We start from the raw sequence: 13,700 nt of genomic DNA on the forward strand, positions 1-13,700 counted from the left end.
ATGGCTGATTCCAAACGGATGAAGTACCTGCTGGAACAGACCAGCAGCTACACCCCGATGCCCGTCGACGCCGCCGTCAAGCGGTTGAAGAACCTGGAGAGCGGCCTTCCCGCCAACATCCCGGCGGTGAAGTTCGACCAGACGGTCGAGATCGCCTTCCGGCTGGGCGTCGATCCGAAGCAGGCGGATCAGATGATCCGCGGCTCGATCGTGCTGCCGAACGGCATCGGCAAAGAGCAGCGCGTGCTGGTCTTCGCCCGCGGCGACGCGCTCGCCGCCGCCGAGGCGGCCGGCGCCGACTACGCCGGCGGCTCCGAACTGGCGGACAAGATCAAGGAAGGCTGGACCGACTTCGACGTCGCGATCGCCAGCCCGGACATGATGGGCGTCGTTGGCCCGCTGGGCCGCGTGCTCGGCCCCCGCGGCCTGATGCCGTCCCCCCGGGCCGGCACCGTCACCCCGAACGTGGCCGACGCCGTCCGCGAGTACAAAGCGGGCAAGGTCGAGTTCAAGGTGAATAAGGAAGGCGTCGTCCACACGGTCGTCGGCAAGCTGAGCTTCACCGAGGAGAAGCTCGCCGAGAACGCTCGGGCGATGATCGGCCGGATCGAGTCGCTCAAGCCGTCCACCAGCAAGGGCGTCTACATGCGGAGCGTGTACCTGACCGCTTCGATGATGCCCTCCATCCAGATCGCCCTCTGATTTCCTGGGCCGGACGCCTGCGTCCGGCTTAGGCGTCGCCCCCGCATAACGCCCCGCCGCACGAGCCGATGAGTAAATACGTCAAAGGGATGATGATCGACGCGGTCGTGGACCGCATCGGCGACGCCACCAACCTGCTGGTCGTGGACGTTTCCACCGTCGACGCCATCACCTGCAACACCTGGCGTCTGGCGCTGGCGAAGCAGAACATCCAGGCCCTGACCGTCAAGAACTCCCTCGCCCGCCGGGCGCTGGAGCGGAAGGGCGTGACCGGGCTGGACCCGGTGCTGGAAGGCCCCAGCACGCTGATCTTCGGCGGGGAGGACATCGTCGCCCTCTCCAAGGAGATCACGAAGTGGGCCAAGGAGATCAAGCAGCTCTCCATCAAGGGCGGGTCCGTCGAGGGCCAGACGCTGGACGAAGCCGGCGTCGAGACCCTGTCCAAGAGCCCCAGCCGCGAGGAACTGCTGGCGACGATCGTCGCCCAGATCCTCAGCCCCGGCGCCAACATCTCCGCGGCCCTGCTGGGGCCCGGCAAGATGATCGCCAGCCAGGTCAAGCAGATCGGCGACGGCACCGCCGGCCCGAACAAGACCGAATAACCTCGTCCCTCTCGTGCGCGGCGGGACCGTCACGCCCGCGGCGACGCTGTGTTGCCCCCCTGTTACCCCTAACCGAAAGCCCCGCCGGCGTCGTCTTCGTCCGGCCGTGCACAACCCCCGGAGGATCTCCCAATGGCCGACGAAACCACCACCGCTGACATCCCGGCGGACATGAAGGAACTGGCCGAGAAGATCGTCAACATGACGCTTCTCGAAGCCAAGAAGTTCAGCGACTACCTCAAGGACGAGTACGGCATCGAGCCCGCCGCCGGCGGCGGCGTGATGATGGCCGGCCCCGGCGGCGGCGACGCCGCGGCGGAAGTCGAAGAGCAGACCGAGTTCGACGTGATCCTGACCAGCTTCGGCGGGAACAAGATCCCCGTCATCAAGATCGTCCGCGGCGCCACGGGCCTGGGCCTGAAGGAAGCCAAGGAACTGGTCGAAGGCGCCCCGAAGCCGGTCAAGGAGGGCCTCTCCAAGGAAGACGCCGAGAAGCTCGTCGCCGAGATCAAGGAAGCCGGCGGCGAAGCGGAACTCAAGTAGTTCGACGCTCGTCCCACCGACGATCCGAAGCGACCCGGACGCTCCAGGCGTCCGGGTCGTTTTGCTTGCGCGGTGGAGAACGCGTGCGGTGACTCAGGGGGACCCCATGCGGGCGTTCAGAGATCGTGACCGGTCCGACGAGTTTCGGGGCCGGAATGCGGATTCGTCGAGCGTTTGGCACGGGAATTGTCCGCGGCCGGTTGACACCTCGGCTTGACACGCGACACTGCACGTTGCCCCGGACTCCGGCGGGTTCGGGCTCTGGCGATTCTCGCGGCTCCTCCCCGCGTTCGCATCGTCGACCAGCGCAACCGACAGCGGCGGCCTCCCCCCCTTGCGGCGTCACCCTCGTTTTATCACCGATTCCGGCTCCGCGTGCGGTCGCCGGACTCTTGGCCGACGCGTCCCCGGTTCGTCCGGGTCCGGACGCGCCGGCTCGTCGTTTGCGCTCCATCCCGTTGCGACCGTTCCGGTTGCACTCTCACCGACGGCGTCTGTGAAGGCGCCCGCGTTTGCGAAGGCGTCGTCCCCCTCCCGGCCGGGGACGAACGCGGCGACGCTCGGTTCTCTTGCCGGTCGGCCGCCCGGTCCCGTCCGGGTCGGCTTTCCCCAGTAGGTCTCCGGCCGAAGCCCTGCCCCGCGTCCGGTCCGCCCGGCGTGCGGCGGCGGCCCGCCCTTCGTCCGGACCCCGCGACGCCCTTTCCGCCCGTCGCGACCGGCCCCCTCCCCTTCTCCCCCAGCCCGACACCTCGATGCCGATCCCCTCGGAACGCATCCGTTACTTCGATACCGTTCGGAACTTCGGCGATATTGACGCCGCGTTCCCGATCTCGGGCCTGACGAATATCCAGACGGACAGCTACACCCGGCTGCTCCAGAAGGACGTCGCCCCGCGCGACCGGAAGGATTTCGGCATCGAAGAGGTGCTGCGGGAAATCTTCCCGATTGAGAGCTACGACGGCACGTATCGCCTGGAATACGTGAAGTACGAGCTGGGCAAGCCCCGCTACAACCAGACGGAGTGCCGCCAGCTTCGCCTGACCTACGGTCGGCCGCTGCGGGTCTGGATGCGGCTCGTCAAAGAGCAGCCGGTCGAGGAGGAGGTCTACCTCGGCGACCTGCCGATCATGATCGGCGGCGGCGAGTTCATCGTGAACGGCGCCGAGCGTTGCGTCGTCTCCCAGCTGCACCGCAGCCCGGGGGTGGACTTCGTCAATACGGGCGACGGCGACGACGCGACCGACGTCACCTGCCGCATCATCCCGGAGCGCGGCAGCTGGGTGGAGATGGTCATCTCCAAGAAGGGCGTGCTGCAGGTCCGCATCGACCAGAGCGGCAAGTTCTCCTGCCTGACCCTGCTGCGGGCGATGGACGCCAAGTACGGCTCCGCCGAGGCGCTGATCGACCTGTTCTTCGACACCGAGGTCGTCTCCGTCGGCGCCGGCGAGGACTTCCTCAAGGCCGTCACCGGCAAGACGGCCGCCGCGGACCTGATCTACCCGGTCGAGACTGACCGCAGCGGCGAGATCATGGTCGAGTGCGGCCAGCTCGTCACCGAGGTCCTCGCCAAGGAGCTGCAGGAGAGCGGCCTCGACAAGGTCAAGCTGACCAAGAGCGTCGAGGATCCGCTCATCATGACGACGCTGCTGGACGACACGACCAACAGCCACGAGGAGGCCCTGCTTCGCATCTACCAGCGGCTGCGTCCGGGCAACCCGCCGGCGCTGGAGAAGGCGAAGGACCTGTTCGCCGAGAAGTTCCACGACGTGAACCGCTACCGGCTCGGCCGGGTCGGCCGGTTCCGCATCAACCGGAAGTTCAACCAGGACGTCCCGGATACGGAGATGACGCTGCGGGTCGAGGACCTTATTAGCGCGATCCAGTACATCCTCGACCTGCGGGCGGGCATCAACGACGCCCGCGTGGACGACATCGACAACCTCGGCAACCGCCGTCTGCGGACGATCGACGAACTCGGCGCCGACGAGATCCGCAAGGGCTTCCTGAAGCTCCGCCGGACCGTGCAGGAGCGGATGTCGCTGAAGGACGTCGAGGAGATGACCCCGCGGACGCTGGTGAACCCCAAGAGCGTCTCCGCGGCGATCGACTACTTCTTCGGCCGCAGCGAGCTGAGCCAGGTCGTCGACCAGACGAACCCGCTGAGCACCCTGACCCACGAGCGGCGTCTGTCCGCCCTGGGCCCGGGCGGTCTGAACCGGAAGCGGGCCGGCTTCGAAGTCCGCGACGTGCACTTCAGCCACTACGGCCGGATCTGCCCGATCGAGACGCCGGAAGGCACGAACATCGGCCTGATCTCCTCCCTGGGCATGTACGCCAAGGTGGACGACTACGGCTTCCTGATCACCCCCTACCGCAAGGTGGAGGACGGGAAGCTGACGGACCAGATCGACTGGCTGCGGGCGGACGAGGAAGTCCGTTACCACATCACCCCGGCCGACACGCCCATGAAGGACGGCGTGATCACCGAGGGTCGCGTGCTGGCCCGCTACAGCAACGACACCGAGTGGATCCCGGCCGGCCGGGTCCAGTACATCGACGTGTCGACCAGTCAGATGATCGGCGTCTCCGCCGGCCTGATCCCCTTCCTGGAGCACGACGACGCCAACCGGGCGCTGATGGGCTCCAACATGCAGCGGCAGGCCGTGCCGCTGCTGATCGCCGAGCCGCCCCTGGTGGGCACCGGTCTGGAGAAGGACGTCGCCCAGAACAGCGGCATGGTCCTGAAGGCCTTGAAGGACGGCACCGTCACCGCCGCCGACGCCGACGGCATCGAGATCGACGGCGTGAACTACCCGATGCGGAAGTTCGTCGGCCTGAACGAGCGGACCTGTCTGACGCAGAAGCCGATCGTCATGCCCGGCGACAAGGTCAAGAAGGGCCAGATCCTCTGCGACAGCGCCGCGACCCGTCACGGGGAGCTGGCCCTGGGCCGGAACGTGCTCGTCGCGTTCATGTCCTGGCAGGGCTACAACTTCGAAGACGCGATCATCCTCTCCGAGCGGCTCGTCAAGGAGGACGTCTACACGTCGATCCACATCGACGAGTACGACGTGGAGATCCGCGAGACGAAGCTAGGCAAGGAAGAGTTCACCAACGACATTCCCAACGTCAGCGAGAAGGCCCTGCGGCACCTCAACGACGAGGGCATCGTCGAGGTCGGCACCCGCGTCAGCCCCGGCGACGTGCTGGTCGGCAAGGTCTCTCCGAAGGCCAAGGCGGAGCTGACCCCCGAGGAGAAACTGCTGCACGCGATCTTCGGCCGGGCCGGCGAGGACGTGAAGAACGAGTCCCTCGAGGTGCCGTCCGGCGTCGAAGGCATCGTCATCCAGACGGAGAAGTTCTCCCGCAAGATGAGCCTCTCCGACGTGGAGAAGAAGGCCTACGAGGAGGACCTCAAGAAGACCGAGAAGCAGGGCGACGAGACCGCCGCCGCCGTCTTCCGCGACTTCCTGAAGGACTACGAAGAGGCCCTCGGCAGCCCGATCGAGGACGACGACGGCCGGCAGGTCTCCAAGATCGAGGACAACGGCTTCGTCGTGGAGTACGCCCGGCGGTTCCCGGAGCACGCGGAGAACCTCGACGTTCGCTCCCCGCAGAAAAAGCAGGAGCTGCGCAAGGTCTACGAGTCCGGCTGGCCGCAGGTCGAGGACGCGATCGACGAGCGCGACCACGCCATCAACCGCAAGAAGCTGGGCGACGAGCTCGGCAACGGCGTGTTGCAGATGGTCAAGGTCTACGTCGCCAGCAAGCGGCAGATCTCCGTCGGCGACAAGATGGCCGGCCGCCACGGCAACAAGGGCGTGATCTCCAAGATCCTGCCCCAGGAGGACATGCCGTACCTCGACGACGGCACCCCGGTCGACATCATCCTCAACCCGCTCGGCGTGCCGAGCCGGATGAACGTCGGTCAGATTCTCGAAACCCACCTCGGCTGGGCGGCGAGCATCACCGGCTTCCGGGCGATCTGCCCGGTGTTCGACGGCGCCGACGACGAACAGATCCGCAAGTGCATGGTCGAAGCCGGCCTGCCCGAGGACGGCAAGGCCCAGCTGTACGACGGCCGCACCGGCGAGCCGTTCGAGCAGAAGACCACCGTCGGGCAGATCTACATGCTCAAACTGCACCACCTCGTCGACGATAAGGTCCACGCCCGCGCCACCGGCCCCTACAGCCTCATCACCCAGCAGCCGCTGGGCGGTAAGGCCCGCTTCGGCGGCCAGCGGTTCGGGGAGATGGAAGTTTGGGCCCTGGAGGCCTACGGCGCCGCCTACATCCTCCAGGAGCTCCTCACCGTGAAGAGCGACGACGTGGAAGGCCGGACCAAGATCTACGAATCGATGGTCAAGGGCGAGAACACGTTGGAAGCCGGCACCCCGGCCAGCTTCGACGTGCTGCTCAACGAGATCCGCGGCCTCTGCCTGAACATGCAGTTGGAAAAGGCCGGCTCCTGAGTCGCCGGCCGCGAAGCCCCGGTTCCGGGGCTCCGTCGTTCGTCCGTTCCCGTCCCCTCCCCCGTCCGCCTGAGCCGATGCACCGCTCCTCAGCCGCGCTTGTCGCCCGTTTCGCCCGCGTCGCGGCGCTCGTCGCGGCGGCGGTCTGCCCTTCGGCCGGCGTCGCGGGGGAGTTGATCACCGAGGGGCCGCGGATCGGCGGGCTGTGGGCCGGGGCCTCAGCGGTGGACGTCACGCCGCCGCTGGGCATGCCGATCGTCGGCAACTGGACCTCGCCCCCCGCGGAGCGGGTCCACGACCCGATCATGGCCCGGGCGCTGGTTCTGCAGAACGGGGACGATCGGCTGGCGCTGGTCCTCTGCGACAATGTCGGCATCCCCCGCGAGGTGTTCGACGCCGCCCGTGCGCTGGTCGCTGAGCAAACGGGCATCGCCCCGGCCCAGGCGTTGATGGCGTCGACCCACACGCACTCCTCCGTCTCCGCCCGCAACGACGCCACCAAGGTCGGCGGGAGCCCGACGCTCAACGGCGACAAGCCCTCGCTGGCCGAGGGCAACGAGTACCAGCGCGCGCTGGCGGACGGGATCGCCGCGGCCGTCCGGCAGGCGGTCGATCAGTTGGAGCCGGCGGAGATCGCCTGGGGCCGCGTTGCGGTTCCGGAGCACCTGAACAACCGCCGCTGGTACGTCAGCGATCCGGACCTGCTCCGCAACCCCTTCGGCGGCGTGGACAAGGTGAAGATGAACCCGCCCCGCGGCAGCGGGGCGTTGGAGAAGCCGGCCGGCCCGACCGACCCGGAGGTCTCGTTCCTCTCCGTCCGCTCGCGCGGCGCCGGGGATGAACAGCCGCGGCCGATCGCGCTGCTGGCGAACTACTCGCTGCATTACGTCGGTGGGGTGCCGGGAGGCGATCTTTCCGCGGATTACTTCGGCGTGTTCGCCCAGCGGATCGCCGCCCGGCTGGACGCCGAACGGCTCACGCCCCGTTTCGTGGGCATCCTGTCCAACGGCACCAGCGGCGACGTGAACAACGTGAACTTCACCTCCCGCACCCCCACCGGCGACGGTCCGTACGTCGCCATGGAGCGGGTCGCCGACGACCTCGCCGCCAAGGTCGCCGCCGCCCACGAGGGCCTCGAGTTCCACACCGACGTACCGCTGGCCTCGGCCGGGCGGGACGTGATGTTGAAGGTCCGCAAGCCCACGCCGGAGCAACTGGCTCACTTCGACGCGGTCGAGGCCCGGGCCGAACGCGGCGAGAAGCCGGAACACTCCCTGGAACTCAACTACGCCCGCCGCGGCCGCAGCCTCGCGGAGCAGCCGGACGAGGTCGCGATCCCGTTGCAGGCCCACCGCATCGGCCCGATCGGCATCGCCGCGATCCCCTTCGAGACGTTCACCGAGACCGGGCTCGAATTGAAGCGGGAGGTCCCCGAACTGCCCGGGTTCGAGCGGGCCTTCACGATTGAGTTAGCGAACGGCTCCTACGGCTATCTGCCCACGCCGGAGCAGCACGAACTCGGCGGTTACGAAACCTGGCTGGGTACGAGCGCCGTCCAGAAGGACGCCACCCGCCTGATCGTCCGGAACTTGTTGGAATTGTTCGCCGAGCTCTCCCCGGCCGTGTCCGGTCCGCAATAGACCGCCCCGTCTTGGGTCGCCGCGTCGGGTCCCCTTCGCCCGCGCCGCCGCCCGCCCCCCGCAGCGTCCATTTAATCTCCCCCCCGCCGCACCGCCCGCCAATGTCCGTCGCCGAACCGAACTTCGACCGCGTCAACGACTACGCCTCCGTGAAGATTGGGCTGGCCAGCCCGCACGACATCCGGTCGTGGTCGCACGGCGAGTGCAAGAAGCCGGAGACCATCAACTACCGGACCTACCGGCCGGAGCGGGACGGTCTGTTCTGCGAGCGGATTTTCGGCCCGGAAAAGGACTGGGAATGCTCCTGCGGCAAATACCGCGGGATGAAATATAAGGGCATGGTCTGCGACCGCTGCGGGGTGAAGGTCACCCACAGCCGGGTCCGCCGGAAGCGGATGGGCCATATCGAACTGGCCGCCCCGGTCGTGCACATCTGGTTCTTCAAGAGCATGCCGTCCCGCCTGGGCGCGCTGCTGAACATGAAGACCAGCAGCCTTGAGAAGGTGATTTACTTCCAGGACTACGTCGTCACCGACCCCGGCGAGGCCGTGACCGCCAGCGGCACGCCCGCGCTGACCCGGGGGCAGCTGCTGACCGAGGACGAACGCCGCGAGGCGGAGCGGAACTTCGGCGTCGGCTCCTTCGAGTGCGACATGGGCGCCGAGGCCGTCAAGAAGCTCCTGCTGGGCATCGACCTCGTCGCCGAGGGCGTGCAGATCCGCAAGGACCTCAAGGCGACGGGCTCCCAGGCCAAGATGAAGGAGCTGATCAAGCGCCTGAAAATCGTCGAGGCCCTCCGCGACAGCGACAACCGCCCCGAGTGGATGGTGCTGGACGTGGTCCCCGTCATCCCGCCGGACCTGCGCCCGCTGGTTCTGCTGGACAGCGGCAACTTCGCCACCAGCGACCTGAACGACCTCTACCGCCGGATTATCAATCGGAACAACCGGCTGAAGAAGCTGGTCGACCTGAACGCCCCGGAGGTCATCGTCCGCAACGAAAAGCGGATGTTGCAGCAGTCCGTCGACGCCCTGTTCGACAACAACCGCTGCAAGCGGCCGGTGCTGGGCAGCTCCAACCGCCCGCTCAAGTCCCTCACGGACATGATCAAGGGCAAGCAGGGCCGGTTCCGCGAGAACCTGCTCGGCAAACGCGTCGACTATTCCGCCCGTTCCGTGATCGTCGTCGGTCCGGAATTGAAGCTGAACCAGTGCGGCCTGCCCAAGAAGATCGCGCTGGAACTCTACCAGCCGTTCATCATCCGCCGGCTCAAGGAGCTGGATCACGCCGACACCATCAAATCCGCCAAGCGGATGCTGGAACGGCGGGAGGAGGAGGTCTGGGACATCCTCGACGAGGTGATCAAGAACCACCCCGTCCTGCTGAACCGGGCCCCCACCCTGCACCGGATGGGTATCCAGGCGTTCGAGCCGACGCTGGTGGAAGGGAACGCCATCCGCGTCCACCCGCTGGTCTGCAAGGGCTATAACGCCGACTTCGACGGCGACCAGATGGCCGTCCACCTGCCCCTCTCCATCGAGGCGCAGGTCGAGGCGACCACGCTGATGTTGTCCACCAACAACATCTTCAGCCCGGCCAACGGCGACCCGATTATCTCGGCGTCGCAGGACATCGTGATGGGCTGTTACTACCTCACGCTGTCCAAGGACGGCCGGCCCGGCGAGGGCAGCATCTTTGCCGACAAGGACGAGGTGTTCCTGGCGCTGGATCAGGGCAAGGTGACCCGCCACACCAAGATCAAGCTGCGGCTGCCCAAGGGCCGCACGGTCAAGGGCGAGGGCGCCGACACCTTCAAGGACGGCGGCCTGATCGAGACCACCGCCGGCCGCGTGCTGTTCGACGACATCGTCGCCGAGGGGATGTCCTTCTATAACCTCACGATGAAGTCTAAGGACCTCGGACGGGTCATCTCGGACTGCTATCTGGAGAAGGGCCGCGGCGACACGATCAACCTGCTCGACCGCATGAAGGTGCTCGGCTTCAACGAAGCCACCAACAGCGGCGTGTCCTTCGGTTCCGGCGACCTGCGGACCCCGGACAGCAAGGAAGCCGCCATCGCCGAGAGCGAAGGCCAGGTGCTCCGCTTCCAGAAGGCCTACGAGGAGGGCGTGCTCTCCCCGCAGGAGCGGTACAACAAGGTGATCGACGTCTGGACGAAGTGCCGCGAGGTCATCACCGACGCGATGTACCACGACATGCAGCACGACTACCGCGAGGGCGGCGCCTACGTGAACCCGGTGTTCATGATGGCCGACTCCGGCGCTCGTGGCGGCAAGGGCCAGATGCAGCAGCTCGCCGCCATGCGTGGCCTCATGGCCAAGCCGAGCGGCGAGATCATCGAGACCCCCATCAAGGCCAACTTCAAAGAAGGCCTGAACGTGCTGGAGTACTTCTCCTCCACGCACGGGGCCCGTAAAGGTCTGGCCGACACCGCCCTCAAGACCGCGGACAGCGGTTACCTGACCCGCAAGCTGGCGGACATCTGCCAGAACATGGTCATCACGCAGCACGACTGCGGCACCACCCAGGGCGTGACCCGCGAGGTGCTCTACCGCGGCGAAAGCGTGGAAGTCTCCCTGCGGGACGCGATCGTCGGCCGGGTCAGCCGGACGAACATCGCCGACCTGATCACCGGCGAACTGGTCGTCGGCGAAAACGAGCTCATTACCGAATCGATCGCGGATCGCATCGAGGAGATGAAGCTCAAAAAGATCCAGGTCCGCAGCCCCATGACCTGCGAGAGCCAGCTCGGCCTCTGTCGTCTGTGCTACGGCATGGACCGCAGCACCGGCTCGCTGGTCGAGGAAGGCCTCGCCGCCGGCATCATCGCCGCCCAGAGCATCGGCGAACCGGGCACCCAGCTGACGATGCGGACCTTCCACATCGGCGGCGCCGCCCAGACCAGCCTGGAGGAGAGCGAGATCCGCGCCCGCCGGTCCGGCCGGGTCAAGTACACCCGCCTCCGCAGCGTGACGAACGCCGCCGGCAAGGAGGTCTCCCTGACCCGGAACGGCGAGATCATCCTCACCGACGAGAAGGGCCGCGAGCTGGAGAACTACGCCGTGCCCACCGGCGCCACGCTGACCGTGAAGGAAGGCGAGATGGCTGAGGAAGGCCAGATCCTGTGCGAGTGGGACCCGCACAGCGTCCCGGTGCTGGCCGAGGTGGACGGGAAAGTCCGCTTCGAGGACATCGTCGAGGGCGTCACCATCCGTAAGGAGAAGGAGAAGTCCGGCAACATCCGCCGCACCGTCATCGAGCACAAAGGCGACCTGCACCCGCAGATCGTGCTCGTGGACGACGACGACAAGATCCGCGACTTCTACTACCTGCCCGAACGGGCCAACATCGAGGCCAAAGAGGGCGCCAAGGTGAAGGCCGGCGCCGTCCTCGCCCGGAACCCCCGGGCCTCGGAAGGCACCCAGGACATCACCGGCGGTCTGCCGCGGGTCACGGAACTGTTCGAGGCCCGCACCCCGAAGGACCCGGCGGTCATCGCCGAGGTCGACGGGATCATCGAGTTCGTCCCGGAGCGGAAGCGCAACAAGCGGGTGGTCAAGGTGATCGCCCCCGACGGCACCGAGGTCGAGCACATCATCCCCCCCGGCAAGCACGTGCTCGTGCACGCCAACGACGAGGTGAAGGCCGGCGACGCGCTGGTCGCCGGCCCGCTCAAGCCGCACGACATCCTCCGGGTCTCCGGCGTGATGGAGGTTCAGAACTACCTCCGCCGCGAAATCCAGGGCGTCTACCAGGCCCAGCGGGTGGAGATCGACGACAAGCACATCGAGATCGTCATCTCGCAGATGCTCCGCAAGCTGCAGATCGAGGACCCGGGCGACACCCCGCTGCTGCCCGGCGTGCTGGTCGACAAGACGGAGTTCGTGAAGGCCAACGAGCAGCTCAACACCTGCCTGAAGGTCACCGACCCCGGCGACACCGACTTCGACGAGGGCGACATCGTCCCCAAGGAGACGCTGGAAGAGGTCAACGGCGAACTCGAGGCCGAGGGCCTCTCCCCCGCCCAGACCTGCGAACCCCGCAAGGCCGTCGGCAGCACCCAGCTGCTGGGCATCACCAAGGCCTCCGTCCAGAGCGAAAGCTTCATCAGCGCCGCCTCCTTCCAGGAGACCACCAAGGTGCTGACCGAAGCGGCCCTGGCCGGCAAGAGCGACGGGCTGGTCGGCCTGAAGGAGAACGTGATCCTCGGCCACCTGATCCCCGCCGGGACCGGGTTCCACCAGCACCAGGACGCGGAAGTCCGCATCCACGACAGCGCCCTGATGGCGATGCAGGCGGAGAAGGAACGGATCCTCGCCGCCCGCCGCGACATGCTGGCCGAAGTCGCCGGCGAGGCCGCCCCGGCCCCGCTGTCCGACGAACCGGCCGGCAACCTGCTCGAGAAGATCGCCCGGGAATCGGCCCCCGCCCCGCGGGCCGGCGCCGGTCCGCAGGAGGTCGACGGCGTGATCGAGCACCCGCCCTACGCCGGCTGAGTTTGTCGTCAGAACGTGGAGGCCCCGCGGGGCCTCCGCGTGAAGACTCGCCTCCGATCAGCCGATCCGGTTGAACGGATTGCGTTGCGTCCTTACACTCCCCGACCCGCTGTCCGGCGGACCGCACACGGATTTCATCGACGGCCGCCGGCCCTCGCGGATCAAAACGCTATGCCCACGATCAACCAACTCGTCCGCAAGCCGCGGAAAGTTCAGAAGTCCAAGAACAAAACCCCCCTGTTGGAGGGGTCCCCGATGAAGCGGGGGGTCTGCCTGAACGTCAAGACGGTCACGCCCAAGAAGCCGAACTCCGCGCTGCGAAAGGTGGCCCGCGTGCGGCTGTCCAACGGCAAGGAGTGCACCGCCTACATCCCGGGCGAAGGCCACAACCTGCAGGAGCACAGCATCGTGCTGGTCCGCGGCGGCCGGGTCCGCGACCTGCCGGGCGTCCGTTACAAGATCGTCCGCGGCGTGCTGGACACCCTCGGGGTGAACGGCCGTCAGCAGGCCCGCAGCCGCTACGGCGCCAAGCGGCCCAAGTAATGTGGGATCGGGGAGGTCGGATGGCGGGTGGAACACGCCGCGATCCGTCAGGCCCGTCACATCCCAACTCCGACATCCCACATCCGCCCCCCTGAATGTCCAAGTCCTACACCGCCTCCCGTAAGCAGCTGAAGCCGGACCCGCGGTACAACTCGCTGCTGGCGTCGAAGTTCGTCAACTGCCTGATGTACGACGGCAAGAAGAGCACCGCCTTTCAGGTGTTCTACGACGCCCTCGACCGCATCCAGGAGCGGATGCCCCGCACCGAGCCCACCGCCGAGGACGCCGAGGGGAAGGAACTCTCCCCGATCGACGTCTTCCACAAGGCCGTGGAGAACATCAAGCCGGCCATCGAGGTCCGCAGCAAGCGGGTCGGCGGCGCCACCTATCAGGTGCCGACCCCCGTCAGCCCCAAGCGGCAGCAGACCCTCGCCATCCGCTGGCTGCTCGAGTCCGTCCGGTCCAAGAAGGGCCGCCCGACGCACCTGAGCCTCTCCGACGAGCTCATGGCCGCCTATAAGCGGGAAGGCGTCGCGATGACCAAGCGGGAGAATATTCACAAGATGGCCGACGCCAACAAGGCGTTCGCCCACTTCGCCTATTGAGTCGGGCTTCGAACCCGCGACACTCGCAGCCGCGTCGGGTCCCCGCCCGCCGCGGCTGTTTTCGTTCCCTCCGCAC

At 67.1% G+C, this 13,700-nt stretch carries 8 protein-coding genes; all 8 read left to right on the forward strand.

Annotation, left to right across the window (positions count from 1 at the left end):
• The 8 genes from rplA to rpsG all read left to right on the forward strand — a co-directional run bounded on the left by rplA (nt 1) and on the right by rpsG (nt 13,624).
• Complete coding sequence (gene rplA, locus CA12_RS08660) at nt 1-702, forward strand: 50S ribosomal protein L1 (RefSeq protein ID WP_145358570.1); 702 nt, start codon at nt 1-3, stop codon at nt 700-702.
• Nucleotides 703-770: 68 nt separating this feature from the next.
• Nucleotides 771-1,304: a 50S ribosomal protein L10 gene (gene rplJ / locus CA12_RS08665; protein ID WP_145358571.1), complete on the forward strand. Its 534-nt coding sequence runs from the start codon at nt 771-773 to the stop codon at nt 1,302-1,304.
• 132 nt (nt 1,305-1,436) lie between these two features.
• Nucleotides 1,437-1,847, forward strand: coding sequence for a 50S ribosomal protein L7/L12 (gene rplL, locus CA12_RS08670; protein ID WP_145358572.1), 411 nt, complete (start codon nt 1,437-1,439; stop codon nt 1,845-1,847).
• Nucleotides 1,848-2,599: 752 nt separating this feature from the next.
• Complete coding sequence (rpoB, locus tag CA12_RS08675; RefSeq protein WP_145358573.1) at nt 2,600-6,319, forward strand: DNA-directed RNA polymerase subunit beta; 3,720 nt, start codon at nt 2,600-2,602, stop codon at nt 6,317-6,319.
• Nucleotides 6,320-6,396: 77 nt separating this feature from the next.
• Nucleotides 6,397-7,959 (forward strand): hypothetical protein, encoded by a 1,563-nt coding sequence (locus CA12_RS08680; RefSeq protein ID WP_207622183.1) that lies wholly within the window; start codon nt 6,397-6,399, stop codon nt 7,957-7,959.
• Between the two features lie 101 nt (nt 7,960-8,060).
• The gene (gene rpoC, locus CA12_RS08685; protein WP_145358574.1) at nt 8,061-12,476 is read left to right on the forward strand and encodes a DNA-directed RNA polymerase subunit beta'; all 4,416 of its coding nucleotides are present in this window, start codon (nt 8,061-8,063) and stop codon (nt 12,474-12,476) included.
• A gap of 171 nt (nt 12,477-12,647) precedes the next feature.
• On the forward strand, nt 12,648-13,019 hold the full coding sequence (gene rpsL / locus CA12_RS08690) for a 30S ribosomal protein S12 (protein ID WP_145358575.1): 372 nt from the start codon (nt 12,648-12,650) through the stop codon (nt 13,017-13,019).
• A gap of 95 nt (nt 13,020-13,114) precedes the next feature.
• Complete coding sequence (gene rpsG / locus CA12_RS08695; RefSeq protein WP_145358576.1) at nt 13,115-13,624, forward strand: 30S ribosomal protein S7; 510 nt, start codon at nt 13,115-13,117, stop codon at nt 13,622-13,624.
• Nucleotides 13,625-13,700 lie beyond the last annotated feature (76 nt).

It is taken from the genome of Alienimonas californiensis, from assembly GCF_007743815.1.
Lineage (GTDB): Bacteria > Planctomycetota > Planctomycetia > Planctomycetales > Planctomycetaceae > Alienimonas > Alienimonas californiensis.

What these genes read in the sequence shown, in the direction of transcription:
- rplJ (WP_145358571.1), top strand. Translation starts at nt 771, where the DNA reads ATGAGTAAATACGTCAAAGGGATGATGATCGACGCGGTCGTGGACCGC.
- CA12_RS08680 (WP_207622183.1), top strand. Translation starts at nt 6,397, where the DNA reads ATGCACCGCTCCTCAGCCGCGCTTGTCGCCCGTTTCGCCCGCGTCGCG.
- rpsG (WP_145358576.1), top strand. Translation starts at nt 13,115, where the DNA reads ATGTCCAAGTCCTACACCGCCTCCCGTAAGCAGCTGAAGCCGGACCCG.
- rplL (WP_145358572.1), top strand. Translation starts at nt 1,437, where the DNA reads ATGGCCGACGAAACCACCACCGCTGACATCCCGGCGGACATGAAGGAA.
- rpoC (WP_145358574.1), top strand. Translation starts at nt 8,061, where the DNA reads ATGTCCGTCGCCGAACCGAACTTCGACCGCGTCAACGACTACGCCTCC.
- rplA (WP_145358570.1), top strand. Translation starts at nt 1, where the DNA reads ATGGCTGATTCCAAACGGATGAAGTACCTGCTGGAACAGACCAGCAGC.
- rpoB (WP_145358573.1), top strand. Translation starts at nt 2,600, where the DNA reads ATGCCGATCCCCTCGGAACGCATCCGTTACTTCGATACCGTTCGGAAC.
- rpsL (WP_145358575.1), top strand. Translation starts at nt 12,648, where the DNA reads ATGCCCACGATCAACCAACTCGTCCGCAAGCCGCGGAAAGTTCAGAAG.